This window comes from Leifsonia sp. GW821-FHT13C09 (genome assembly GCF_058806435.1).
On the sequence record NZ_JBXAPS010000018.1, the window covers coordinates 1 to 23,391 of the forward strand.

At 67.3% G+C, this 23,391-nt stretch carries 33 protein-coding genes and 1 pseudogene; 20 read left to right on the forward strand and 14 right to left on the reverse strand.

Annotated features, from left to right (window positions below; genetic code table 11):
* Positions 1 to 106: 106 nt before the first annotated feature.
* Together AC1ROW_RS21435 and AC1ROW_RS21440 are read left to right on the forward strand one after the other, a co-directional pair.
* Positions 107 to 1,324: a tyrosine-type recombinase/integrase gene (locus tag AC1ROW_RS21435; protein ID WP_493021600.1), complete on the forward strand. Its 1,218-nt coding sequence runs from the start codon at positions 107 to 109 to the stop codon at positions 1,322 to 1,324.
* Positions 1,325 to 1,331: 7 nt separating this feature from the next.
* Positions 1,332 to 3,818, forward strand: a complete 2,487-nt coding sequence (locus AC1ROW_RS21440) for a tyrosine-type recombinase/integrase (RefSeq protein WP_493021602.1) — start codon at positions 1,332 to 1,334, stop codon at positions 3,816 to 3,818.
* 133 nt (positions 3,819 to 3,951) lie between these two features.
* Here the strand turns inward: AC1ROW_RS21440 and AC1ROW_RS21445 are convergent, their stop codons facing one another.
* From AC1ROW_RS21445 to AC1ROW_RS21455, 3 genes are read right to left on the reverse strand one after another with little or no spacing between them, the layout of a single operon-like run.
* Positions 3,952 to 4,419, reverse strand: a complete 468-nt coding sequence (locus AC1ROW_RS21445; RefSeq protein ID WP_493021604.1) for a hypothetical protein — start codon at positions 4,417 to 4,419, stop codon at positions 3,952 to 3,954.
* Between the two features lie 45 nt (positions 4,420 to 4,464).
* A complete protein-coding gene (locus AC1ROW_RS21450; RefSeq protein WP_493021606.1) occupies positions 4,465 to 5,100 on the reverse strand; it encodes a flavin reductase family protein in 636 nt (211 codons plus the stop codon).
* Between the two features lie 23 nt (positions 5,101 to 5,123).
* Positions 5,124 to 5,498: a hypothetical protein gene (locus AC1ROW_RS21455; protein WP_493021608.1), complete on the reverse strand. Its 375-nt coding sequence runs from the start codon at positions 5,496 to 5,498 to the stop codon at positions 5,124 to 5,126.
* Between the two features lie 96 nt (positions 5,499 to 5,594).
* Between AC1ROW_RS21455 and AC1ROW_RS21460 the strand changes: the two genes are divergently transcribed.
* From AC1ROW_RS21460 to AC1ROW_RS21475, 4 genes are read left to right on the forward strand one after another with little or no spacing between them, the layout of a single operon-like run.
* Complete coding sequence (locus AC1ROW_RS21460; protein WP_493021610.1) at positions 5,595 to 5,921, forward strand: hypothetical protein; 327 nt, start codon at positions 5,595 to 5,597, stop codon at positions 5,919 to 5,921.
* The gene (locus AC1ROW_RS21465; protein ID WP_493021612.1) at positions 5,914 to 6,354 is read left to right on the forward strand and encodes a group III truncated hemoglobin; all 441 of its coding nucleotides are present in this window, start codon (positions 5,914 to 5,916) and stop codon (positions 6,352 to 6,354) included. Before AC1ROW_RS21460 ends, AC1ROW_RS21465 begins: the two co-directional genes overlap by 8 nt.
* Complete coding sequence (locus tag AC1ROW_RS21470) at positions 6,329 to 6,682, forward strand: non-heme iron oxygenase ferredoxin subunit (RefSeq protein WP_493021614.1); 354 nt, start codon at positions 6,329 to 6,331, stop codon at positions 6,680 to 6,682. The genes AC1ROW_RS21465 and AC1ROW_RS21470 overlap by 26 nt, the downstream gene beginning before the upstream one ends.
* A gap of 18 nt (positions 6,683 to 6,700) precedes the next feature.
* Positions 6,701 to 7,336 carry a helix-turn-helix transcriptional regulator gene (locus tag AC1ROW_RS21475; RefSeq protein WP_493021662.1) on the forward strand — a complete coding sequence of 212 codons (636 nt, stop codon included), beginning with the start codon at positions 6,701 to 6,703 and terminating at the stop codon, positions 7,334 to 7,336.
* 22 nt (positions 7,337 to 7,358) lie between these two features.
* On the opposite strand, the gene AC1ROW_RS21480 is transcribed toward AC1ROW_RS21475, so the two are convergent.
* Complete coding sequence (locus AC1ROW_RS21480; RefSeq protein ID WP_493021616.1) at positions 7,359 to 7,793, reverse strand: hypothetical protein; 435 nt, start codon at positions 7,791 to 7,793, stop codon at positions 7,359 to 7,361.
* Between the two features lie 62 nt (positions 7,794 to 7,855).
* On the opposite strand from AC1ROW_RS21480, the gene fdxA reads away from it, so the two are divergent.
* From fdxA to AC1ROW_RS21505, 5 genes are read left to right on the forward strand one after another with little or no spacing between them, the layout of a single operon-like run.
* Entirely contained in the window at positions 7,856 to 8,200 is a 345-nt protein-coding gene (fdxA, locus tag AC1ROW_RS21485) for a ferredoxin (RefSeq protein WP_493021618.1), read from the forward strand.
* Positions 8,197 to 8,568: a DUF488 domain-containing protein gene (locus AC1ROW_RS21490; protein ID WP_493021620.1), complete on the forward strand. Its 372-nt coding sequence runs from the start codon at positions 8,197 to 8,199 to the stop codon at positions 8,566 to 8,568. Before fdxA ends, AC1ROW_RS21490 begins: the two co-directional genes overlap by 4 nt.
* A gap of 3 nt (positions 8,569 to 8,571) precedes the next feature.
* Complete coding sequence (locus AC1ROW_RS21495; RefSeq protein ID WP_493021622.1) at positions 8,572 to 9,033, forward strand: hypothetical protein; 462 nt, start codon at positions 8,572 to 8,574, stop codon at positions 9,031 to 9,033.
* Positions 9,026 to 9,190 carry a hypothetical protein gene (locus tag AC1ROW_RS21500; RefSeq protein WP_493021624.1) on the forward strand — a complete coding sequence of 55 codons (165 nt, stop codon included), beginning with the start codon at positions 9,026 to 9,028 and terminating at the stop codon, positions 9,188 to 9,190. Before AC1ROW_RS21495 ends, AC1ROW_RS21500 begins: the two co-directional genes overlap by 8 nt.
* The gene (locus AC1ROW_RS21505) at positions 9,187 to 10,263 is read left to right on the forward strand and encodes an NAD(P)H-dependent flavin oxidoreductase (RefSeq protein WP_493021626.1); all 1,077 of its coding nucleotides are present in this window, start codon (positions 9,187 to 9,189) and stop codon (positions 10,261 to 10,263) included. Before AC1ROW_RS21500 ends, AC1ROW_RS21505 begins: the two co-directional genes overlap by 4 nt.
* A 106-nt stretch (positions 10,264 to 10,369) precedes the next feature.
* On the opposite strand, the gene AC1ROW_RS21510 is transcribed toward AC1ROW_RS21505, so the two are convergent.
* From AC1ROW_RS21510 to AC1ROW_RS21535, 6 genes and pseudogenes are all read right to left on the reverse strand, one after another.
* Entirely contained in the window at positions 10,370 to 11,122 is a 753-nt protein-coding gene (locus tag AC1ROW_RS21510; RefSeq protein WP_493021628.1) for a pyrimidine reductase family protein, read from the reverse strand.
* On the reverse strand, positions 11,112 to 11,456 hold the full coding sequence (locus AC1ROW_RS21515; protein WP_493021630.1) for an MGMT family protein: 345 nt from the start codon (positions 11,454 to 11,456) through the stop codon (positions 11,112 to 11,114). The genes AC1ROW_RS21510 and AC1ROW_RS21515 overlap by 11 nt, the downstream gene beginning before the upstream one ends.
* Positions 11,443 to 12,012: a DUF488 domain-containing protein gene (locus tag AC1ROW_RS21520; RefSeq protein WP_493021632.1), complete on the reverse strand. Its 570-nt coding sequence runs from the start codon at positions 12,010 to 12,012 to the stop codon at positions 11,443 to 11,445. The genes AC1ROW_RS21515 and AC1ROW_RS21520 overlap by 14 nt, the downstream gene beginning before the upstream one ends.
* Positions 12,009 to 12,107: pseudogene (locus AC1ROW_RS21525) on the reverse strand (hypervirulence associated TUDOR domain-containing protein); the annotation flags it as partial. The pseudogene AC1ROW_RS21525 and the gene AC1ROW_RS21520, both read right to left, overlap by 4 nt.
* A 220-nt stretch (positions 12,108 to 12,327) precedes the next feature.
* A complete protein-coding gene (locus AC1ROW_RS21530; protein ID WP_493021634.1) occupies positions 12,328 to 12,786 on the reverse strand; it encodes an NUDIX domain-containing protein in 459 nt (152 codons plus the stop codon).
* Positions 12,783 to 13,490, reverse strand: a complete 708-nt coding sequence (locus AC1ROW_RS21535; protein WP_493021636.1) for a helix-turn-helix transcriptional regulator — start codon at positions 13,488 to 13,490, stop codon at positions 12,783 to 12,785. The genes AC1ROW_RS21530 and AC1ROW_RS21535 overlap by 4 nt, the downstream gene beginning before the upstream one ends.
* 97 nt (positions 13,491 to 13,587) lie before the next feature.
* Between AC1ROW_RS21535 and AC1ROW_RS21540 the strand changes: the two genes are divergently transcribed.
* The 5 genes from AC1ROW_RS21540 (at position 13,588) to AC1ROW_RS21560 (ending at position 17,581) form a co-directional block, all read left to right on the forward strand.
* Positions 13,588 to 14,058 carry a hypothetical protein gene (locus AC1ROW_RS21540; protein ID WP_493021638.1) on the forward strand — a complete coding sequence of 157 codons (471 nt, stop codon included), beginning with the start codon at positions 13,588 to 13,590 and terminating at the stop codon, positions 14,056 to 14,058.
* Positions 14,055 to 14,714 (forward strand): GTP cyclohydrolase I, encoded by a 660-nt coding sequence (gene folE, locus AC1ROW_RS21545; RefSeq protein WP_493021640.1) that lies wholly within the window; start codon positions 14,055 to 14,057, stop codon positions 14,712 to 14,714. Before AC1ROW_RS21540 ends, folE begins: the two co-directional genes overlap by 4 nt.
* Before the next feature lie 28 nt (positions 14,715 to 14,742).
* Positions 14,743 to 15,861, forward strand: a complete 1,119-nt coding sequence (gene tal, locus AC1ROW_RS21550; RefSeq protein ID WP_493021641.1) for a transaldolase — start codon at positions 14,743 to 14,745, stop codon at positions 15,859 to 15,861.
* Positions 15,862 to 17,088: an NAD(P)/FAD-dependent oxidoreductase gene (locus AC1ROW_RS21555; protein ID WP_493021643.1), complete on the forward strand. Its 1,227-nt coding sequence runs from the start codon at positions 15,862 to 15,864 to the stop codon at positions 17,086 to 17,088. It abuts the gene before it with no gap.
* A 76-nt stretch (positions 17,089 to 17,164) separates the two neighbouring features.
* Entirely contained in the window at positions 17,165 to 17,581 is a 417-nt protein-coding gene (locus AC1ROW_RS21560; RefSeq protein WP_493021645.1) for an FCD domain-containing protein, read from the forward strand.
* On the opposite strand, the gene AC1ROW_RS21565 is transcribed toward AC1ROW_RS21560, so the two are convergent.
* Positions 17,578 to 18,069, reverse strand: coding sequence for an SDR family NAD(P)-dependent oxidoreductase (locus AC1ROW_RS21565; protein WP_493021647.1), 492 nt, complete (start codon positions 18,067 to 18,069; stop codon positions 17,578 to 17,580). The two genes, AC1ROW_RS21560 and AC1ROW_RS21565, sit on opposite strands and share 4 nt — an antisense overlap.
* Positions 18,070 to 18,077: 8 nt before the next feature.
* Positions 18,078 to 18,401, reverse strand: a complete 324-nt coding sequence (locus tag AC1ROW_RS21570; RefSeq protein WP_493021649.1) for a hypothetical protein — start codon at positions 18,399 to 18,401, stop codon at positions 18,078 to 18,080.
* Between the two features lie 141 nt (positions 18,402 to 18,542).
* Between AC1ROW_RS21570 and AC1ROW_RS21575 the strand changes: the two genes are divergently transcribed.
* The 4 genes from AC1ROW_RS21575 to AC1ROW_RS21590 all read left to right on the forward strand — a co-directional run bounded on the left by AC1ROW_RS21575 (position 18,543) and on the right by AC1ROW_RS21590 (position 21,938).
* Positions 18,543 to 19,028, forward strand: a complete 486-nt coding sequence (locus AC1ROW_RS21575) for a MarR family transcriptional regulator (protein ID WP_493021651.1) — start codon at positions 18,543 to 18,545, stop codon at positions 19,026 to 19,028.
* A gap of 92 nt (positions 19,029 to 19,120) precedes the next feature.
* Positions 19,121 to 20,086, forward strand: coding sequence for an MIP/aquaporin family protein (locus AC1ROW_RS21580; protein ID WP_493021653.1), 966 nt, complete (start codon positions 19,121 to 19,123; stop codon positions 20,084 to 20,086).
* 182 nt (positions 20,087 to 20,268) lie between these two features.
* Positions 20,269 to 20,496: a hypervirulence associated TUDOR domain-containing protein gene (locus AC1ROW_RS21585; RefSeq protein WP_493021655.1), complete on the forward strand. Its 228-nt coding sequence runs from the start codon at positions 20,269 to 20,271 to the stop codon at positions 20,494 to 20,496.
* 530 nt (positions 20,497 to 21,026) lie between these two features.
* The gene (locus AC1ROW_RS21590; RefSeq protein ID WP_493021657.1) at positions 21,027 to 21,938 is read left to right on the forward strand and encodes a hypothetical protein; all 912 of its coding nucleotides are present in this window, start codon (positions 21,027 to 21,029) and stop codon (positions 21,936 to 21,938) included.
* Between the two features lie 307 nt (positions 21,939 to 22,245).
* Here AC1ROW_RS21590 and AC1ROW_RS21595 read toward each other — a convergent pair whose 3' ends face one another.
* Complete coding sequence (locus AC1ROW_RS21595; protein WP_493021658.1) at positions 22,246 to 22,641, reverse strand: hypothetical protein; 396 nt, start codon at positions 22,639 to 22,641, stop codon at positions 22,246 to 22,248.
* A gap of 9 nt (positions 22,642 to 22,650) precedes the next feature.
* Positions 22,651 to 22,854 (reverse strand): hypothetical protein, encoded by a 204-nt coding sequence (locus AC1ROW_RS21600; protein WP_493021660.1) that lies wholly within the window; start codon positions 22,852 to 22,854, stop codon positions 22,651 to 22,653.
* Between the last annotated feature and the right edge of the window lie 537 nt (positions 22,855 to 23,391).

A 23,391-nucleotide genomic window follows, 5' to 3' on the forward strand; every position in this document is an offset into this window, starting at 1 on the left:
CGCGAATGGTGAGTTAACTGCACCACCAGCGCGTCGCCACAGCGGGCGATTTCGCGTTGGTAGACCGATGGTACGGCCCCAATCAGCCGTGGCGAGGAGCACTACCGTGAGCGAACCGGACAACTCGGAAGACCCGGTCGGTCGTGGCCTGCTCACAGGCGACGTACCGCTGGCGCGCGTGGGAAGTGTGCGCGCCGGGCCCGGCCCGACGGAGCCGTACCTGGTGCTCGATGGCGAGGGTCGGGTCGTCGAGTCGGTCAGCGCGTGGGTGCGTTACATGGTCGTCGGGGACCACAGTCCGCGCACAATCCGGTCGTACTGCTACGCCGCTCTCACCTGGTTCCGCGTGCTTTGGCAGCTCGACGTCGGCTGGGAGAGGGCTACCGAGGCAGAGACAGCCGTTCTGGTGGGCTGGCTTCGCCTCGCACCGAATCCCCAACGTCGTCGCCAGGCTGGTGCGCCCGCGGTGAATCTCAAGACGGGAAAGCCGAATCTCGGCGCGGGCTACGGCGCGGCGACCGTCAACCTCACCCTGGCCGCCGTGCGCGGTTTCTACGACTTCCACGCGCACTGGGCCCGAGGGCCAGTAGTCAACCCGGTCCCGGAGTCACCTGCTCGTCGTCGCGCGCTCGCCCACCGCAGCCCACTTGAGCCTCGTCAGGCGTACCGGCGCGGGGCGTACCGGCAGCGCGCACATTCGCGCGCGCCGCGGTCGATCCCGGATGCGATGTGGGACGAGTTCTTCGCGCAGATGCCGACGGACCGTGATCGAGCGTTGGTCGCTTGCTTTGTCACCTCTGGGGCGCGTGCCGAGGAGCTGCTTGGAGCTCGGCTCGAGGACGTGGATTGGGCTGGGCAGCGGATGTCAGTGGTCTCCAAGGGGTCGCGTGAGCGGCGTCTGGTCCCGTTGTCGCCGGAAGCACTGACGTGGCTCAGCCGATACCTGGGCACCTTCGTCGATCCCTCCAGCGGACCGCTCTGGCGGACCGTTCGGGGAGAGACGCGCCCACTGACCTATGGCGCCGCCCGCCGGGTGCTGCAGCGAGCGAACGGCAGGCTCGGTACGAACTGGACGTTGCACGATCTCCGGCACACGGCGGCGATGCGGATGGTGAACAGCGGCGTCCTGACTCTGCCCGAGCTGCAGGTCGTACTCGGCCACGCTGACCTGCGGACCACCAGCATCTACACCACCCCACGCATCGAGGAGGTCATCGACAAGGTGCACGAACACTATTCCCGTCCCGCGCTGCCACCGCCACGGTTCGCGTCCGGTTACGCCGCTGAGGACATTGCGATCATCTTCGGAGGTGCCGGTGAGTAGCGCGACCGTGTCCACGACCGGCGTCTGGAGCAGGAGAGAGGCACCGCAGGGCGACGACACCCGCTCCGAGCCGCCTTCGAAGAAGTCGTGGGGCAGCGCGGAGATCGTTGAGCCGCTGGCGCCTCAGCCTCGACTGCCGGGGCCGCTCGGAGATTTGAGGTCGGCACCGGTTGAAGCCCTGGTCTCCGCGGCCTGCTCCGTTCTTCCGCGGTCGGCCACTCAACTTGATAAGCGCTCGCGCTCCATCCGGCGTTTCGCCGAGCACCTGAGCACCTTCCCGGGAGACACCTGGCAGGAGCGGTGGGACGCGAGCGGCTGGGAGACCTCAACGAGCGCGCTCCAATCGCTCAACCCTGCACCGGCCGCGAGTTGGACGATGACCAGCGGCTTCTCATGGCTCGTCGCCCTCAGGGTCCTGGTCCCGTCGCTGCGCGTACTGCGGACAACTGCGGTCTCCGACTTCTTCAAGATCTTCATCGGGAGCCAACTCGGCGACGACGACTTGGCTGCTCTCACTGCTGCGATCGAGGCTGCTCCGGTGAGCGCGAAGTCACGCAATCAGACCCTCACCGACCTGTCCTACATGCTCACCGTCCAGGCCATCCCTGCTTGCGCCATCACACCCGGCGGTTTGATGCACTTTGGTCTGGCGTTGCGAGAAGTCAGCACCGCGCGGGACAAGAACACCCGCAAGCTATCGGGAGCCCTGGTCTGGCAGGTGCTGTTCGACGCCGGCAGGTTCCCGGAGGGCACGCCCGTGACCATGCGCCTCGCCACGGTGGGTGGGCGTAAGAGCGTGGCAGAAATGGTCGACTCATACGGCGTTTCCAACGCTGGGGTGCGCCAGCTCCTCATCGACTACATTTCTCACCGCGGGGCACTTGGGATGGACTACTCCACCCTCAGCCACCTGGTCCGGGCTTTGACCCGCAACTTCTGGTGCATCATCGAGCGGATGAACCCCGACCAGGATTGCCTGGACCTCAGCGAGACCACATATGAAGCTTGGCGCGCCGAGATCGACTCCGTGCAGACTGCGGAGGGACGGCGACCCCGCCAGAGCATCTGGGACCTCCTGGTCACCGTGCGCGCGCTTTACCTGGACATCCAGACCTGGGCGATCGAGGACCCGGCACGATGGGGACCATGGGTCGCCCGCTGCCCGATCCCACCCATCGCCAGCCGCGGCTACAGCGCCGGCCGACGACGCCAGGCTGAGCGAATCGCCGACCGGACCCGCGCCCGTCAGCCGCTGCTGGAGCTGCTGGTCGACCACGTCATGGCGGTGCGTGACCAGATGAGCGCTCTGCTCGCCGCCGCAGAAGCACCCGCCGGGACCGAATTCGAAGTGAACGGCCACCGCTACATGCGGATCGCGCCGCATCCGAGCGCCGCCAGGTTCCCACACGCCGGTCCACGCTCACGCCGCGGCGCCGCCCTCGAGCCCCCCGCAGAGAACGGTCCGCTCCGGATTCAGCCGGCCGACGGTGGCCCCACCATCGACATCCAGGCCGAGGAGGCCAGGGCCTTCTGGACCTGGGCGATCATCGAGGTACTACGCCTGACCGGTATCCGCCATGAGGAACTGCTGGAGTTGTCCCACCTCTCGGTCCGGCAGTATCGGCGATCGAACGGCGAGCTCGTCGCGCTGCTCGTCGTGACACCGTCCAAGACGGACCGGGAACGAGTTATCCCAATGTCGCCCGAACTTCTCCACGTGATCGCCCAAGTCATCCGCCGGCAGACCGACACGCTCGGGGCGATCCCGCTGGTACGCCGCTGGGATCCCCACGAGCGACAGCATACCGAGCCGATGCCATTCCTCTTCCAACGAAGCAGCGGGCAGACCACCGGTGTGATGAGTCCGACGACCATCGCCAGAATGATCCACCGAGCATGCCAAGAAGTGGCAGAACGCCACCCGCAGTTCCACGGGTTGACGTTTACGCCACACGACTTCCGAAGGCTGTTCGCGACAGACCTCGTGAACAACGGGCTACCCGTCCACATCGGCGCAGCCCTCCTCGGTCACGCAAGCCTGCAGACAACGCGTGGCTACGTTGCCGTATTCGACGAGGATGTCGTTCGCCACTACCAGCTCCACCTAACCAGAAGACGGCAGCTGCGACCTCAGGACGAATACCGCGGCACAACTGTTTCCGAATGGAAAGAGTTCGAGGAGCACTTCGACAAACGCAAGGTAGAACTCGGCTCCTGCGGCCGACCCTACGGTACGCCATGCGCACACGAGCACGCCTGCGTACGCTGTCCAATGCTCCACGTCGAGCCACAGCTGATCGCCCGACTCGATGACCTCGAATTCGACCTCCTGGCACGTCGAGAACGCGCAGAAGCTGAGGGTTGGCGCGGGGAGATCGAGGGGATTGAAGTCACGCTCGACCATCTGCGTACCAAACGCGAGCGGGCAATCCGGCTCCGGCCGGAAGGAGCCGTCGACCTACCGATGCCGACCTTCCGGGCGTTCGCACGCTGATGTGTCATCGACTTCGAATTTTGATCTGAATCCGAGCCCTGGCGATGACGGACAACTTGAAAGACCCGCACCGAGCACGCCACGTGATCACGTTTTCTAACAAACGCGCAACTTCATGGCTTGCGCAAGCAAGCTAGCGGAGCACCCGCAACGGAGACCGAGCGGTTTCGAAACCAACCGCCAACGCCAGACCCACCCCCGCGACAATGAGGCAGAAGATCAACGAGCTGAGTTGATCGTCTGCTTGCGCGTAGAAGGTCGCTATCCCCACTGGGTCATCTTCTCGATTGACGAAGTAGAACGGAGGAAGGGTGATCCGGGCGAGCGGGATATTCCAGCTCAATTTGGGACCCACGATGGCAGCACAAACGAGCGTTATGCCAGTGAATCCGAGTAGGTTGCGTTCTGCCGAGAGAATGCTTTGGCCATTGATTGGGGAGGTGGCAAGGGCTCCAACGAAGATGCCTGCAACCACCACGAAGAATGCGAGTTGGGCTCCTCCCGCGCGGACGAGATTGCGTGTCGAGCCTCGGTCCAGCTCGGGTGTCGGTGAACCAGAAAGCGCGCCGATTGCCAGGCCGTAGAACGCTGGGGCAACCATGGCGAGAGGGAAGGTGAATGAGCCGAATTCATGGGGTCGGACGATCTACACCTCCACTTGCCGCGCGGTGGGCGCAGTTGGACTTGAGGCGAGCCAACCGAGTTCCGTGCCGCGCTGGAAGAAGTGTCGGAAGCTGTAGACGAGGGGGTCCCATCGGGTCGGGTCGATCAGCTCGGTGCCGGCTTTCAGGATGCTGGGGTCGGCGTGCACGCGTAGTACTTCTGCTTCCACCATCGAGTAGCAACCGTCCACGCCGGGCGTGATGCGGCGCACCCGCGCCTCGAACTGCAGTCGGCATTCGGTCACCCGCGGCGGCGCGACCAGGTCCGACGGTTGCGGCGTCAGGCCCGCGGCGTTGAACTTGTCCGGCTCGTACCGGTACCGGGCTGCCTTCACAGCCGGCACCGGGTGGCGTCCCGTCAGCGACCCGAGCTCCACGACGGCGCGCCAAAGTCGACCGGAGGGGAAGTTCACCGTGAGCTCGCCGTGATCGCGGAGGTTGAGGATGGTCTGCCCGTCGGACTCGATACCGAGTACGAGCATCTGCCCCAGGGCCCAGTAGGACGACGCTGGCGCGAGGTTCGGGCTCCTGTCGGGGTTCGAGGTGGCAATGAGGTAGGCAGGTGTGCCAACGTACAGCACGCTCGGTGTCACCACGACGTGCGAAGGGGCTGCTTCCACGGCGGGATCAGGCTCAGGGACCGTCATGCGTGTTCCACGATGTGCGGGTCCGGGGCAAGCCAGCGATCCCGGTCGCGATGCAATGGCAGGACCGCACGCACGATCGAGCGATCTTCTGACGGTATCGGCGCCCCGATGCCGAACCCGCCGTGTTCGTCATCCGGCGCGAGGGGGATTCCAGCGGCGGTGAGCGCGTCGGCGTCGAGGACGATCAGCAGCAGCGGCAGCGTGAGGTCGCGGTAGCGCTCATCGAGCACGGTCTGCACTCGCTCCGCCGGGACCGCTCGGATGGGCTGATCGGGACCGTGCACGACTCCGCGGGTTGCGGCCTCATAGGAGCCGATGTTGTGGCTCATCTCCCAGTCGTCCTCGATCGCGACATGGCACACCAGGCTCATCGCATGCTCCTAAACTCTTGCAACCGATTCTTCTAATTAGAGAGTAGCGTTATCCTCTTTATTGCATAGCCACGGCGACCCGTTGGGAGGATCCTGATGTCCGATGAGCCCGTTGCCGTAGCGGTGACAGGCCTGACCGCGATCCAGGCCGAGCTGTTGACACGGGCGCGGTCTGCTAATGCCGGTCGCGCCGAGCTCACGGTGTATGGCGGCCACGTGGGGCTGCTGCGCCAGACGGTGCTGGCGCTCGTCGCCGACGCGGATCTCGCCGCGCATCAGGGACCGCCGGAGGCTATCCTGCATATTCTCGTCGATCGTGTGCGGCTGGGGAAGCGGGTGCTGTTCCACGTCTACCGGGACGCGCTGCGCGGCGTGGCGCCCGCCGCCCGCAGACGGGGCAATGTTGGGACTGCCGGTGCGTGATCTGGTCGACCGGGAGGACGTCGCGCAGCTAGTGACCGCGTTTTACCGGGCCGCGTTCACCGACTCGCTCATCGGGCCCGTGTTCACCGATGTCGCCCACCTCGACCTCGAGCGCCACCTGCCGATCATGTGCGACTTCTGGGAGACGGTGCTGTGGGGCGCCGGCCTGTACCGGCGCAACGCGCTGCAGCTCCATCTGATGCTCCACGCCCGTCACCCGCTCGGGCCGGAGCACTTCGACCGGTGGCTGACCCTCTGGGAAGCGACACTCGACGCCCGGTTCGCCGGGCCGGTGGCCGAGCGCGCCCGAGTGCAGGCCACCCGGATCGCCGGGTCGATGCAGCGCCGCCTCGCCGGACGCTCCGGCAGCGCCTTCGAGACCCTCACCCGCCGCAACGAGCAGGAGCATGATGACATCCGCAGCCTCCCCTGACCTCACCCCGGTCTGCGCCGAGGAGGACTTGGCCCCCGGCCACCCGCGGCGGGTGCTCGTCCAGGGCCGGCCGGTGCTCGTGGTGCGCGACGAGGAGGGCGCCGTGCGCGCCGTGGACGACACCTGCACGCACGCGGAGATCTCCCTGACGGACGGGTTCGTGGAAGGCCGCACGGTGGAGTGCTGGGCGCACGGCGCCCGGTTCGACCTCGTCACCGGCGCCGCGCTCACCCTCCCCGCCAGCGAGCCGCTGCGCGTCCTCCACGCCCAGATTCACGATGGCGTCGTCTACGTAGAACCCGCGCATCGACTCGCCGATTCGGAATAGACCGTGGACGTGGATCGGATGGTCGACCGCAGCGAGGGCTACCACGCGGCGCTGGCATCTCCCCGCCGCCGTCAGGTGCTCGACACCCTGCGCGAGTCCACCGCACCCCTGGATGCGGCGACGGTCGCGGCCCGGCTGGCCCTGCACGTCACGACCGCTCGCTTCCACCTCGACCAGCTCGTCGCGGCCGGGATCGCGCAGCGCAGGACCGGCGCGGAGAGGCGCCGCGGACGGCCCCGGATGCTGTACTCCCCCGCCGGGCCGGTGCGCGACGAGGACTCCCGCGAGCAGCTCATCCGCGTGCTCGCCGACGCGCTCGCCAGCCAGGACGACCATGCCGCGGCCGCGGTGCGCGCCGGTCGGCGCTGGGCCGCGGACCTCGACCCGATCGGCGATGCCACCGTCACCTCCCTCGTCGCCGTCCTGAACCGGCTCGGATTCGACCCCGAACCGCAGGACTCCGAGATTCTGCTGCGGTCATGCCCCTTCCGGGATGCGGCCCGCGAGCACCCCGATGTGGTCTGCGCCGCACATCGCGGCCTGGTCGAACAGCTCCTCGACCAGGCCGCGCCTGAGGCGCGGCTGCTGCCGTTCGTCGAGCCGCAGCTGTGCGTCGTCGCCCTCGGCCATCGGGCCACCGCGACGGCGTCCTGACTGTCCTGGCGGCCGGGGCTGCTCAGCCTGCCAGCGCGAGCACGCCGATCGCTACCAGCAGCAGCACCTTGGCGACCTCGAGGACGATGTAGCCGCGGTGTAGCGAGTGCCGGGGCCGGCCCTCGCTGGTGTCGCCACGACGGACCCGTCCATCCATCAGCGGCCGCAGCGCCCCCGCCCCGGCGACGAGCACGAGCAGCACCGTCGCGACCAGGCCGACGCGCCACCACGAGGACGCGGGCGGCCAGGTGAACGCGACGCTCACCGCGAGCACGACCGCGAAACCCGCCTCGACGAGGTTCAGCGCCCGGAACACCAGCCGGCCGATGCCGACCCCGAGCGGGACCGTGATCCCCGGCGCCCGGAACTTGATCCGCGCCTCGAGGAACGAGATCGCCAGCACCATCCCCAGCCAGGTGAACACGACCGCCACCTGCACCGACGTCCAGACCGTCATCGACACCTTCCAATAAACCGGAGTAATGTCCTTTTTATCATCGTTTTGAGGAGGCCGTCGACATGACCTACGTCATCGCGGAGCCCTGCATCGACGTGATGGACCGCGCCTGCGTCGACGAGTGCCCGGTCGATTGCATCTACGAGGGTGCGCGTTCGCTGTACATCCAGCCCGACGAGTGCATCGACTGTGGCGCGTGCGAGCCGGTCTGCCCCGTGCAGGCGATCTTCTACGAGGACGACCTGCCCCAGCAGTGGGGCGAGTACCAGGCCGACAACGCCCGCTTCTTCACCAGCACCCTTCCGGACTGTGCCGGGCCGGTCGGCTCGCCCGGCGGGGCTGCGAAGGTCGGGCCGCTGGGCGCAGACACGCCACTGGTGGCCGAGCACCCGCCGCAAGGACGATGACGACAGGGCGGCTGCGCATCAAGCGGGCCTACGAGTCGCCCAGCCGGTCCGACGGGTACCGGGTGCTCGTCGACCGGCTCTGGCCGCGCGGCGTCTCCCGCGACGCGGCCAAGCTGGACGGCTGGCTCAGAAACATCGAACCCACGCCGCAGCTGCGCGCCTGGTGGCGCCACGATCCCGCCCGGCTCGAGGAGTTCGCCCGCCGCTACGGTGTCGAGCTCGATAGCAGTCCCGCCGTCAACGAGCTGCGCCGGCGGCTCCGCGACCACCCGACGGTGACATTGCTGTACGCGGCTCACGACCCGCAGGTGAACCATGCCGCGATGGTGCGCGACTACCTCCGCCCGCACGGCGACCGGAAGGAGTGACCCATGTCGTGCATCCGCTTCAACCCCCCGGCCCAGCGCGCGCAGATGCGCCAGCTGGCACCAGCGATGCTCACCGCCGAGCAGGCCGCGGCCTTGCATCCCGCCTCGCCGGTGACCGAGAGCAAGCTCCGTCGGCTGCGACTGCTCGCCCTCGACGAGAATCCCAAGATCCGCGAGAGCGTCGCCAGCAGCTACCACACCCCCGAGGATGTGTTCGCAGAGCTCGCCCGCGACCCCGACCCTGGCGTGCGCGGCTGCGTCGCCCGCAACGAGCACACTCCCTGTGACCTGCTTCGGCAGCTCGCCCGCGACCCGTCCGAGCAGGTCCGCGGCTGGGTCGCGATCAACTACTACGTCCCCGCCGACGCGATGAACGCCCTGGCGCACGACCCCAGCGCGACCGTCCGCGCCCTCGCCGCCTGGAAGGCGTCCCTGGCGACGCAATACGATCGGAACCATGCCTGATCTCGACTCGGACCGTCTGCTGCCGCTGCCGGACGTGCCGCGCGGCGACGCGGCGTGCTGGCTGGGCGAGCTCTGCCCCGACTGCGGCGCCCTCACCGAGCCGCGCGGCGCGACGTGCTGGAACTGCGGCGCCGAACCCGTCGAGGAACAGGCGTGAGCGACCGGCTGACCCGGCTGCTCGGCATCCAGCAGCCCATCGTGCTCGCCCCCTTCGGCGGGCTCTCCTCCGTCGAGCTGACTGCAGCTGTCAGCAACGGCGGTGGCCTGGGCTCCTACGGACTGTACGGCTACACCTCCGACCGTATCCGGGACACCATGACCCGTCTGCAGGCCGCCACGGGCCGCCCATTCGCCGTCAACCTGTGGCTACCCACCGGCGACGAACGCGACGCGACGCCCGACGAGTTCACTCGCGCCCGCGCGGCGGTCGCGGAGTTCTTCACCGAGTTCGACCTGCCCCTCCCCGACCCGCCCGAACAATATCTGCCCTCCTTCACCGAACAGGTCGATGCTGTCCTCGACCTCGCCCCCGCGGCACTCAGCTTCGTGTACGGCGTCCCGCCGGCCCATGTCGTCGCCCGTGCACACGAGCGCGGCATCAGCGTGATCGGCACGGCCACCACCGTCGACGAGGCCACGGCCCTGCAAGCCGGTGGCGTCGACGCGATCGTGGCCACCGGCGCCGAAGCCGCCGGCCACCGCGTGTCGTTCCTGCGACCGGCCGAGGGCTCGCTCGTGGGCACCCTCGCGCTCGTGCCGCAAGTCGCCGACGCGGTGACCGTGCCCGTGGTCGCCGCCGGCGGTATCGCCGACCGCCGCGGCGTCGCCGCCGCGTTCGCCCTCGGAGCCGACGGCGTCCAGGTCGGCACCGCCTTCCTCCGAACCCGTCAGTCCGCGGCCAACGACGCGCATCGCTACGCGATCGCCGCCACCCCCGCGCACGGCACCATCCTCACCCGAGCGATGAGCGGCCGCCTTGCCCGCGGCGCGCCCAACCGCGCCACACGCGCCATCGAGGAGTCCGAGGCGATCGCCCCCTTCCCAGCGCAGAACTGGCTCACCGGACAGTTCCGCGCCGAAGCCGCCCGCCGCGGAACCGGCGATCTGCAATCCCTGTGGCTGAGTCAAGCCGCCCCACTCGCACGACTGGACGACGCAGCCGCCCTGCTCACCGAGCTCGCCCGCGGCCTTCCGCACACCGACCCCGGCCCTTCGCCCGACCAGATTTGATGCCCACGCCTCGAATAGCCGGCAGCCGCATGATGGCGCTGTCGCCGACCCCCGGAGCCCGGCGGCCGGGGACCGGCCTGCGGCACAGCGCGGCGTCGCACGCCCTTCAGCGGCGTTTGCGATCCGCGCGATAGCGAAGGAGGAGCTCGTCTCCGGCACGCAGGATGGCGTCCAGGCGCATCTGGGTGGGTGTGGCGGTGTCGGTGTCTGTGATGCGGCCGGCGGGTCCTGCTTCGAGGGTGGGGGCGAGTGTGAGGCAGAGTTCGTCGACGACTCCTGCCGTGATGAACGTGCCGAACAGGGTGGGGCCGCCCTCGCTGTGGATCCGGGTGTGCCCTCGGGCGTGCAGATGGTCCCGGAGCGTGGTCGGGTCGACGGAGGTGTCTCCGGTGTCGATGATGTCGGCGACGGTGGACAGCGCGTGCCGTTTTTCTTGGAGGGCGTTCGCCACAGTGAAGATGATCGGCCTGATGGGCGCGTCGGTGAAGATGGGTGACGTCGGATCGAGGTCGAGATGCCGGCTCACCAGGGCGAACGCCGGCTGTGGGGCGAGGCCGTGTGCGATCCGCCAACGGACGGCATCGTCGGGGAGTCTCATGGCCCCGTATCCTTCGTCGCGGGCGGTGCCGGCGCCGAGGAGGACGACGTCGGCCCAGCGTCGGAGAAGTTCGAAGACCCGCCGGTCGGCGGCGTCCCCGAGCCCGCCGGAGCGGTCGTCGCGGGTGGCGGTGCCGTCGAGGCTGGAGATGAAGTTCATCCGTAGCCAGGGCGTGGCCGGTGGCGCGTAGGCGTCCAGGAGTTGCTCGTCGGTGAGGGCGGTTAGCGTGTGGGGCCACAGCTGGTCGATGTCAGCGGTCACGGTGCTCTCCCTCCGTGGCCCCGCGCCGGTGGGCGACTGTAGAGCGTGGCCTTGTGGCGGTTTCGGGCAGTGCGCGCCGGTCCACCTTGGTGCCCGTGAAGGGGACCTGCTCCTGGTGCAGGATGCCGGAGGCGGTGCCGCCGTGGCAGGCGGGCGGGGTGCCGTCTGCGCGGATGATGCGCCACCAGGGGATGGTGTCCGAGATGCGGGAGATGATCCGTCCCACCTGGCGCGGGTTCAGCCCGGCCCCTTGCGCGATCTGACCGTAGGTCATCACCTCGCCGGCAGGGATCGCGACCGCGATGTCACGGACCCGGTCGTCATCGTGCTTCATCGTGGTCTTCCTCCGGGTAGCTGATGGTGCCGGCGCCCACGCGGGCGAACGGGGTGAGGGTCGCGGGTCGGGTGTGGTCTTCGGTCATGATGTCGTACACCTGCACGCCGCGGATGAGGAGCGCGTCGGTGATCAGGCGGCGGTGGCAGCGCCAGGGGACCGCTTCGCTGCACATGATCGCGGGGACACTGTGTCTCGCGAGGTTGAGCAGCTCGTCGAGTCCGGTGTGGAAGCTCGGGGTGTTCATGTAGTCGGCGTAGTCGCGGAACGCTTTGACCCGCCACCCCTGGTTGATGCTGTGAACACCGGCGGGCGTGTGACGGCGCCCGCCGAGATCCCGGATCCACCTGTAGCCGATGTCGTCGGGCAGCGTGTCGATGAGGGACGCCTGGTTCCATTGCGGGAACGCGCGAGACGACGGATACGAGCGCACGTCCACGAGCATGGTCACGCCGTTGGCGCGGAGCATGCGCACCACCTCGTCGACGTCTCGGGTGGAGTGCCCGATCGTGAAGACGCTGTTCCCCAGGGGTGGTGTCGTGTCGCCGACGGTCATGGGATCTTGGTGAGGGCGTCTTTCTTGTGCATCGCGATGTGGTCGGTCTTGTCGCTGCGGATCTCGTATTGCGGGTCCAGCGGGGTGCAGCGCCGGGTGTGGCCCTTCTAGTCCACATCACGGGTGTGCTCCTTGATGATCACCCCGGAGACCGTCCCCGCCTCCGAGTTCCACCGCACATGATCGCTCTTCGCGAAATCCGCCACCGTCCACTCCCCTCATTTGTTCCAGCCACCCTAATCTCAGCCTGCCACCGGACCGACGATGGTGCACCGGGATTGACAGTGTCGTGCCACACCACCCGCGGGAACCGTGTCAGTACCCGTAACTCGTGAAGGCGCTCAGCCGACCGGCGGCGAGCCCGTCGAGCACCAGCCGCTCATGTGGCGGAATGGGCTCGGGCAGGTCGGTCAGGGGTAACCAGGCGATACGGGCGCACTTGCGCGGCTCCCTGATGCGGGGCCGACCGGCCCACACGGTGGCCGTGAAGAACCAGTCGACTCGCTGCTCCCGCGGGGCCGAGGTCCCGTCGGTGCGTTGCATCACGGTGGCCGGGACGAGGTCGCCAGACTCGAGGCCGATGCCGAGCTCCTCGTCCGCTTCCCGGCAGGCCGCGGCGGCGGCGGTCTCGCCGAGCTCGATGTGTCCGGCGGCGGCAGCCGCCCACCGGCCATCCATGAACCCGGTGTTCTGCCGCAGCTGCAGCAGCACCTCATCGCCGCGACAGAGATAGAGGTAGGCGGCAGGGACCACCGTGAAACCGTGCCCGCTCATCCGCTCGCCTCGCCATGATCCTCGACGTCCTCGAGCAGCCGCAGCGGCGGCTCGGGGTGGATGACGACGCAGCAGCGCCCCGTGCAGGGCGAGAGCTCGGCGCGTCGCGGGTCGGCCCCGACGCCTTCGAGGGCGCCCTGAATGAACGCCTCGTTGAGCGTGCACACCAGTTCGGTGTGCTCGTGCACCACACTGTGGAAGGGGCAGTTGCGCAGGATGATGTCACCACCCATGCTGGTGACCGGATCGTAGCCGGCCGCGGTCAGCGCATCGGGAATGGCCGTGGCCTTCTCGCCGAGCGCTCGGCCTTCCTGTTCGGCGGCGGTGGCCAGCGCCGCCTGGAACTGACCCGACGGTGAGGCGTCCGCTGCGGTGGCGAGCATCCGGGCGAGCAGGCTGTAGCTGCGGGGCGGGAAGCTGACCGCGATCTCGCGGGAGCTGCGTCCGTAGCGTTTCGCGGGCCGGCCCGCGCCGGGTCCGGCGCGCCCGGGCGCGCGGGCGAAGCTGACCTGGACGAGCCCCGCCTCGGCGAGCTTGTCGAGATGGTAGGCGGCCAGGGTCCGGCTGATCCCGGTGGCCGTGGCGGCCTGGTCGCGGGTGACCGCCTCGTCCTGCCCGGCCACGAACTGATAGAGCCGTCGGCGGGCGTCATCGGTCAGCAGGCTCACCTCGCCGAGGTACTGGTTCGGGTCTGGGGTGTCCACGCGGTCGCCCTCCCTTCTAAAACCAATCTATCTTGACGAACGGTGTGAATGCTGCCAATCTAAAACATGTTCCTATTTGTTATAGAAGGGTGTGGTCATGTCCGAAGCGATTTCGCAGCCGGCGATGGAGCCGGCGGCGCGGCAGGCGGCATTCTGGACGCGCCTGTGGTCAGAGCCGGCGTTCGGGGCGTTCTGGATTCTGCGGGTCGGGTTCGTGGTGCTGCCGCTGTGGATGGGCATCGACAAGTTCATCAACGCGCTGACCGACTGGCCGGGCTATCTGGCGCCGTGGATTGTGGGTCTGTTGCCGTTCTCGGCTCAGACGGCCATGTATGTCGTCGGCGTGGTCGAGATCGTCGCGGGCATCGCGATCGCGATCAAACCGCGCTACGCGAGCTACGTGGTCGCCCTGTGGCTGGCCGGGATCATCGTGAACCTGCTGACGTATTCCGGGTTCTACGACGTGGCGCTGCGCGATTTCGGCCTCCTCGTGGCCGCCCTGGCGTTGGCCCGGCTCGCCGCTCAGTACGACACGCCGTGGGGTGCTCGCGCGGGGGATCGGCGGTGACATCGGCACTGCCCTCGCTGCATGCGGTCGCGGCAGCCGGTGAACGTTCGAGCATGCCCCGCTCGGATGCTGTGCCCCCGCGCATCGACGGGACGGGCGATCCAGATCTGGGACGGGCGGAACTGGCGGCACGGGACTTCTTGGAGGCGCTGGGCGTGTCGATGGATTCCGAGCATCTGCAGGCCACGCCTGGGCGGATGGCACGGGCGTGGGCGGAGATGCTCAGACCGCGCCCGTTTGAACTGACGACGTTCCCGAACGAGGAGGGATATGACGAGCTGGTGATGGTGCGGGACGTGCCGGTTCGCTCGATCTGCGAACATCACCTACTCCCGTTCACAGGTCGCGCCAGCGTCGGGTACCTTCCAGGGGAACGAATCGTGGGTCTGTCGAAGCTCGCCCGCATCGTCGAGCACTTCGCGTACCGACCGCAGACGCAGGAGCGGCTGACCAAGCAGGTCGCCGACTGGTTGCAGGAGAACCTCTCCCCGCAGGCGGTGGGAGTGGTGATCATCGCAGAACACTCCTGCATGACCCTGCGCGGCGCGCACGCGACCGGATCGAGCACAGTCACCTCAACCCTGCTCGGTCAGCTGCGGGAAGATCCACGGTCCCGGCAGGAATTCCTCGCACTCTCCGGCATCACCACCACATGAACGAAGAACAGGGGAGGAAGGATCGCTCATGACTGATCCGTTAGCACGGTTGGTTGAAGCGGGCGTCTCGATCTGGCTGGACGACCTGAGCCGGGAACGGCTCCGCACCGGCAGCCTCCGCGACATGGTTCAGCACCGCCACGTGTCGGGGGTGACCACGAACCCGTCGATCTTCGCGAAAGCGATCAGCACCGGAGACGCCTACCGATCGCAGATCGAGGACCTAGCCGCCCGCGGCGCCGGCGTCGACGAGGCGCTGCGGGAGCTGACCACGCACGATGTGCGGGAGGCCTGCGACGTGCTCCGGCCCGTGTACGACGCCACCGACGGCGTGGACGGGCGGGTGTCGATCGAAGTCGACGCCCGACTCGCCCACGACACCGACGGGATGATCGCCGAAGCCCGCTCGCTGTGGTGGGACGTGGACCGGCCAAACCTGTTCATCAAGATCCCCGCCACCTTGGAAGGGCTGCCCGTCATCACGGCATGCCTGGCCGAGGGCATCAGCATCAACATCACCCTGATCTTCTCCCTCACCCGGTACGACCAGGTGATGCTCGCCTGGCTGACCGGCATCGAACGCGCACGCGAGAACGGACTGAGCCTGCACGGGCTGGACTCGGTCGCGTCGTTCTTCGTCTCCCGCGTCGACACCGAGACCGACAAGCGCCTCGACGAACTCGCAACACCCCGGGCCGCTCAACTGCGCGGGAGGGCGGCGATCGCCAACGCCCGCCTCGCCTACGCCCGTTTCCAGGACATGCTGGAAACCCCGCGGTGGAAGTCGCTGACCGCCGCCGGCGCACGCCCGCAACGACCCCTGTGGGCCTCGACCTCCACCAAGGACCCCGCCTACCCCGACACCCGGTACGTCACCGAACTGGTCGCACCCGACACGGTGAACACCATGCCCGAAGCCACCCTGCGCGCCGTGGAAGACCACGGCGACATCCCCGCCGACGCCATCGCCGGCACCCTCGAATCGGCGCAGACCGTGCTCGACGAGCTCGCACGGACCGGCGTGGACTACAACGATGTCGTGACCGCCCTGGAGCGCGACGGCATCGCCGCGTTCGCCGACGCGTGGCGCGAGCTGGCCGCCCGGCTGCACACGCAACTGACCGAATCCACGAACCAGGAGAACTGAATGAACGCCCCGGAGAACATCGTCATCATCGGCGGAGGCCTCGCCGGTGCCAAGACCGCCCAGGCATTGCGCGAGAACGGCCACACCGGCACGATCACCCTGATCGCCGCCGAGGGCCACCTGCCGTATGAGCGGCCCCCGATGTCGAAGGACTACCTGGCCGGGAAGGCCTCCTTCGACGACGCCGTCGTCCACCCCGCCGGATGGTACGACGACCACGACGTCACCCTGCGTCAGGGAATTCGCGCGACCGCGATCGACACCGCCGGGCACCAGGTCGCACTCGACGACGACACGAACATCCCGTACGACAAGCTCGTCCTGGCCACCGGATCGGACGTCCGGCACCTGCCGGTGGAAGGCGCGGACGCCGACAACGTGCACTACCTGCGCACCCTCGAAGACTCCGACGCCATCCGCGCCACCTTTGGCGACGGCAGGAGGCTGGTCGTCATCGGCGGCGGATGGATCGGCCTGGAAGTCGCGGCCGCCGCCCGCACCGCCGGGACCACGGTCACGATCCTGGAAGGCGGCACGCTGCCGCTGCTGAGAGTCCTCGGTGAGAAGGTGGCGCAGGTGTTCGCCGACCTGCACACCTCCCAGGGGGTCGATCTGCGCACTCAGACGCAGATCACCGGGATCATCACCAAGAACGGCCACGCCACCGGCGTACAGCTCAAAAGTGGCGAGACCATCCCGGCCGACGCGATCGTGATCGGCATCGGCGTCACCCCGGTCACCGACCTCGCCGAAGCCGCCGGCATCCAGATCGACAACGGCGTCCTCGTCGACGCGTCACTGCGCAGCAGCGACCCCGACGTGTACGCAGTCGGAGACATCGCCAACCACGACCACCCCGTCCTGGGCCACCGGGTGCGCGTCGAGCACTGGGCCACCGCCCTGAACCAGCCCGCCGCCGCGGCAGCCGCCCTGCTGGGTCACGACACCGAATACACAGAACTGCCGTACTTCTTCACCGACCAGTACGACCTCGGCTGCGAATACATCGGCCACGCCACCGGGTCGGAAGAGCGGGTCCTCATCCGTGGGGACCTGGGCGCACGGGAGTTCGTCGCCTTCTGGGTCGACGACGACAACCGCATCCAGGCCGCGATGAACGTCAACGTCTGGGACGTGATCGACGAGATCAAACCCCTCATCGCCGAACACAAGAGCATCGACCCGGACAAACTGGTCGACCCGGCCGTCCCCTACACGCAACTGTAAAGAAGGAAGGACGATCGTCCGCGGCGCGGCCCGGACGTTCGCCGCGCTGCGGACAACCCAGACGACAGAAGAACGGGTGCGCGAAGCTCTCGATCTCGCCATTGCAGAGCAGATCTGCGAAACGCTCTCCGGAACGAGCAATCCGGCACTACACCAGGTCGTCCGCATGATGGAGGAAAAGACCGCGCGGGACGAGTCGTTCGCCGAAGAAGACCGTGCGTTCCACTCCGGAATACTTGCGCCGCTGGACAATGCGCTAGTCGGACAACTGGTGACGGCGTTTTGGGAGGTCAGCACAGTCGTATACCCGCGGCTCGGACTCCCGCCCGCGCAGGATCTCGACAAGGCCGCGCGGCGAAATGCTAAGCGCCGCGGAGGACGGCGACATCGAGGCATATCGCGTGGCGGTCGTCAAGCACTACCTTCCCCTGATGCGAGGCCTGCGGAAGTAGAAAAGCTGACACCGGAAAGCAGAGCGATTCCGAGGTCCTAGAAGTCAATTCGCCAGGAAGTCAAAACCAGCCCGCTGCACCGCGGGCTCGACCCGTGAAGCTCGATCGGTGCGGCCCCGCCGAACACGATGGCTGCCGCACCGCCGTCGACTGGCAATATGGCCCCACTAATCCTCTCGGAATCGTCGCTCGCGAAGAACAGGGCCGCCCGCTCCACGTCGGATGCCCGGCCCACTCGCGGCAACGGTCGGAGGTACGCGGTCTGGCGTTCCATGTGCTCGATGAAGGCGGGGATGCGCTCGTGCGACACCCCTCCCACCAGCCCGATGCCCGGCGTGATCAGACCTGGCGCGACCGCGTTGGACCGAATGCCATGCGGGGCGAGGTCTGTGGTCGCGGCACGTACTAGGCCGACTGCGGCGCGCTTGGTGGCGGGCGAGGCGTACCCTACCACCCTGCCACCCTGCCGCGAGCCGGGAGACGATGTCGTGCGTCGTCGCGAGGTGAGCGGACGCCCGAGTCCGCCCACCTCGCCACTCAACTCCCGGAGTCCTTCGCTCCGGAATCGCCTGACGCGTCTGCGGCTCCGTCGCCCGTCGTCCGCTGGTGCGCACCGTGGTGGTGCTCGGCCCCCTCATGCTCGGCCTTCGGGTAGTTGCCGCTGCGCAGGTGCGAACTGCGCACGAGCGGCTGCTCCCCGTCGCGCTCCGAGCCCACGTAGGCGCCGACAATGTCTGATTCGGGTCCGGGGTGGCCTTCGGACTCGGTGTACTGACCGTGGACCTCTCGAGTTTCGGCCGTCTCGGGCTCCTTCTGGGTGTAGTGACCCTCGACCCGGTCACGCTCCTCTGCCTCCGCCATGACCATCGCCTCCTTAGTTGCGGTAACGCAATTGTCGCACCATCGTCGCCAGAAGAGAATCACTGACTCCAACCTCGGAGCCACCTCTCAACTTCCGCAAATATTGCCTGAACGCAAGCGTTTCGCGGTACAACTGAAAGCGTGGATGATCAGGGTGGGAACCCACCGGATGTGGATGCCGCGCTCCTGGCGGCGGATGTGATGATGCGTGTCGCGGCGCAGTCTGTTCTGGAAGTCGAGGATGTCGTCACTTCCCCGCAATTGCGGGTGCTGGTGGCGATCGCTACTCGCGGCCCGCGAACCCTGGGGGAGATCGCTACCGAACTCGGTGTGCACGCTTCCAACGCGACCCGCACGTGCGAGAAGCTGGTGCAGGCGGGGCTGATCGCCCGCTCCGAGAACCCGGCGGACCGGCGCTTCGTGCATCTCACCCTGACGCAGGAGGGCATCTCGCTTGTGGAGCGGGTGATTGGTCACCGCCGAACCGCTCTGGCGGAGGTGCTCGCGGCGATGGAGCCCCGCGATAGGACGAGTGCGTTGCACGCGTTCCGTGCGTTCGCGCATGCCGCCGGGGAGCGGCCGGCGGCGGACGGCCGATTCAGCCTCGTACTCCCCACAGTCCCATAAGACCGAGAAGACCTTCATTGCGCATTCGCAAGCATTGCGTAACACTGATCGTATCGACGTGATGGCACGCCGCTTCCCAATGGAGGTATGGAATGTCCGATGACACGATCCCGGTCCTGTTTCGGGGCTGGGGGCTCAAACGCAGGAGCGGTCTGTGGGGCGAGTGCCTCGCGGAGTTCCTGGGAACGTTCGTCCTGATCGCGTTCGGCGACGGCGTCGTCGCGATGGCCGTCGCTGCGCTGCCGGGCTCCGGCCGCACTGAGGGGCCGACGACGTTCTTCCTCGGAGCCGGCGACTGGCTGCTGATCACCTGGGGTTGGGCGATGGCGGTCGTCTTCGGCGTCTATGTCGCCGGTGGCGTCAGCGGCGCGCACCTCAACCCCGCTGTCACCCTGGCGTTCGCGGTGCGGCGAGGGTTCGCCTGGGTGAAGGTGCTGCCGTACATGCTCTCCCAGCTGCTCGGCGCGTTCGTCGGGGCCGCGCTCGTCCTCGGCGTGTACGCGGCGGCGATCGGCGCGTTCGACACCGCGAGCAAGGGACCGAAGGTGAACGGGCACACACTCGCTTCGTTCTCGATCTTCGCGACCTTCCCTGCTCCGTATTACAAGGGCAACATGTGGGGGCCGTTGTTCGATCAGATCGTCGGGACGATGTTCCTGATCCTGCTGATCGTGGCCGTGATCGACCTCCGCAACACCGCGGTGAAGGCGAACCTGGGACCGCTGATTATCGGCTTCGCCGTCGCCGCGATCGGCATGTCCTACGGTGCGAACGCCGGGTACGCGATCAACCCGGCCCGTGACCTCGGCCCCCGGCTGCTGGCCTGGGTGGCTGGCTGGGGGAACCTGGCGGTGCCCGGCAACGGGCCCTGGTTCAGCGGATACATGTGGGTGCCAATCCTCGGGCCGTTGATCGGCGGCGTGATCGGCGTCATCCTCTACGACCTCTTCATCGGGGACATCCTCCACGCCCGGCTACTGAAAGCCGGACCACAGGTACTCGCCGCCGGTGGCCCCCCAGCCGATCAACCTCCCGGACCCGACACCAAGGAACTGTGAAACGTCACCGCTACCTGCGGTGCCGAAGAGAGCCGTCGACGACAACACTCCCCTCATTCGTCGTTGCTCTCAAAGCGACCGGCGGGCCGGCTCATATCCTCCGAAAGGGTCGGAGCCGACCGGCCGGTCACGCTCGCCCGAATCGCCCGGATCGGTCCGGCCACCACCGATGAGGAGGGTTCATGACCAGCGAACAGGCGTTCGCAATCGGCGAGCACGTGGGGTGGAACTCCGAGGCAGGTCATGTCTCGGGCCAAATCCAGCGGATCCACACCGCCGACTTCCGTTTCAAGGGCTACACCCACCACGCGTCACCTGCCGAGCCTTCGTATGAGATCCTCAGCGACAGAACGGACCATGTCGCTGTACACAAAGGCTCCGCCCGGCACCTGCTAGCTGAGCAGGGGTGACGGTGCCCGTATTCACAATCGGCCATTCCACACGCACCCTAGAGGAGTTCTGCGACCTCCTCACCGACTCGGCCAAGCACGAAACATCTGTTCCGGAGCCGTCGCTAGTGAGTGATGAGGAGCTGGAGGAGTGGGCGGGGTGGGCCGCCGCCGAAGCACCTCCGCATCGCCCTGAGCAGGTGAGCGTGGCCGTCGCAGCCTTGCGGACCGGTCTCTTGCAGGCAGCGCGACGCGAGGGTTGAACGTTGCGCGAGCACACGGCCGATCTCGCAGCAAACCGAATCCCCGACGAGCACGAAGCTCGCCGCGGATTCGGAAGGGAAGAGCCGGGTCGGGGGAATCAGCTCTTCTTGAGGTCAATCGTAGTCGTGGTGACCAACATGCTCGGCGTGCCGCGAGGGTAGATGAGAAGGGTATCTCTCGCCTTCGAGCACAACCCATGATCTGCACTGTATCCGCAGCGGGGCAGCGACTAGCGGCCCCGTAATGGGCGCTGCTGCGTGCTCTTCACCACCGCTACACTCTTGCGCGTGCGCAAAGCCCTGTCCGCCGTCCCGATTGCGGCGCTGCTCTTTGCTGGACTGGCCGGCTGTAGCGCCATCGGCCCCCAGCCAACCGAGTGGGTCGCCGACACCTACCAGGGTGCGGTCTACCTGTCGTGGACGAACACCGACGGCAAGCTCAGCGGCAACGAGTCGTCCTCCTCGCAGGACAGCAACTACCAGGTGACCACGAACAACGCTCCGTTCATCGGGACAGAGGCGGACGGCAAGATCACGCTCGACTTCGGCACTGCTCTGGCGTCCGACGCGTTCACCGGGAAGATCAGCAACACCGATCTCCATCTGACCGGGACAAACTCCAACGGAACGGTCGAGCTCGACTTCAAGCCGGGCACGGTCACCCAGTTCAAGGCGGCCGTAGCCAAGGAACAGGCCGCTGCGACAAAGGCGCAGACGGATGCCGCGATCGCTGCGGCTCAGCAGCAGTACGACTCCGCGGTCAGCGAGCTGGCACCGGCCGTCGAGAAGGCTCAAGCCGCGCTCGACGCCGAGCAGGCGGGCCTGGCCGCTGAGCAGCAGGCGATGACCACCTATGCCTCGCAGATCGCTGCCGCGGTGAACACCGGCTGCCAGAATTCGAGCGCTTCGGACGCTGCAAGCGGTCAAGATCAGACCGCGGCGAGCAACGCGGTCTACGCGCTCCAGTCCGCCGTGAGCGACCTCAGCAACACAGCATCCGCGCTGACGAACGCCATCAACGCGGTGAATCCGCCGCCGAGCAAGATCGCGAGCTCCGTGCCCGCGGCGACTCTGAGCAACGACAGCGATCTGGCATCGCGCGCGTCGAGCGCCGCACAGCAGGACGGCGCTCTCGCGTCGAGCGACAGCAGCAAGGTGTTCAGTCTGTCGTCGCAGATCTTCGGGCTGACGTACTGCTGAGGAGTCGAGCATGTACGAGCCAGGTACCGAGATCACCGTCGGCAGGTTCACCTTCACGATCGCGAAATCCAACCCGCGCGAGGATGCTCTCGCGAAGCACTCCCGTGAGCACGGCAGCGGCTGCCTGATCTGGACCGCGACGGCTACGGGCTCGCCTCTGTGGAGGGGCGGAAGCACCGGACACACCGGCTCAGCTAGGAGACCCGCGTCGGCCCTCTACGATGGCTCCAGCACCCGATCGGAGACCCGCATGACCACTCTGAACTGGGAAGCGCGCGTGGCGTCCTGAGCCCGCAGGCTCGGCGCCCTATCGCAGAACTGTCACGGGCAGCTGCGTCTGCGCATCATCACCGTTAACGTAGCTGAACGCTGCGATCTGGCCGATCTCTCGCAGTCCGAGACTCGCGTCTCGATAGCTGACAACGATCCCCTCGTCGAGCACCTCGACACTCTCGCCGACGTAGTTGGACTGGTTGGCGTCGGCGAAGTCGAAGATGAACGCCTCGACCTTGCTTCCGAACCTGATACCCAGCCGCTTCCCCCCATTGCCGTCCGGGCCGTAGTAGTCCACGCCGTATCCGAAGTATTCCGGCCACGTCGGCGTCTCGATCCGCTCGCCTAGCCCCCACGTCACGACAATGCTGTTGGCGTGCTCCTCGACGAGGACGGAGGTCACGTGTCGCGGGAACAGGGGTTCAGCCATACGCCCAGACTAGGGCTCACTGCCGTCGTCCGCACCAGGTTCGGCCACGGCCGGCAAGTCGAACGTGCCGTCGACAAGACGCCTCAACTCGTCGTCGTTCTCCGCGTCGAGCTTGTGCGACTCCCGGATTGCCGTGAACAGTGCCTTCTCAAACTTCGCCGTCTCGTCATCACTCACGAGCGGTTCGTCCTCGAACTCGTCGTCATCGCTCATGTCGACATGCTCGTCGCGGCTCTCTCCCCCGTCAACTCTTGACGGGATTGTGTCCTCCATCTTGAGGACACAGCCCTATGCCGCTACCGTGGTGCTCACCCGAGGATGTCCAGCCGCCGCGGATTCGAAATCCTCAGCGATGACGTCTCAACCCGACGCGAAACGGCTGGCATCCCCTGGGAAATCCTTCTCCCCTCTGTGGCTTGCCTCCTTGGCCCGCCCTTCTTATTGAGCTGATGCTCCCCCAAGCCGTGCTCGATCCGCGGAATCACGACTCGATCGTGTCCAGCTCCACGGTTCCCGCTGCTGCCGTCGGTCGCCCACGGGACTTCCGCAGGGACTGTCTGAATAACGGTGGATCTGGTCTGGCCTGACCGGAAGGGAACTCGATGACCGATGTCATCGTTATTCAGACAGTCCCCTGACCTCAGGTGGTCGATTAAGTGCGCCGTAAGGGGACGAACCGTCGTCACCTTGAGTGACCGAACAAATGGCGGGGGCTGGACGATCGGTTCAAGTGCAGATAAGGCTCACCAC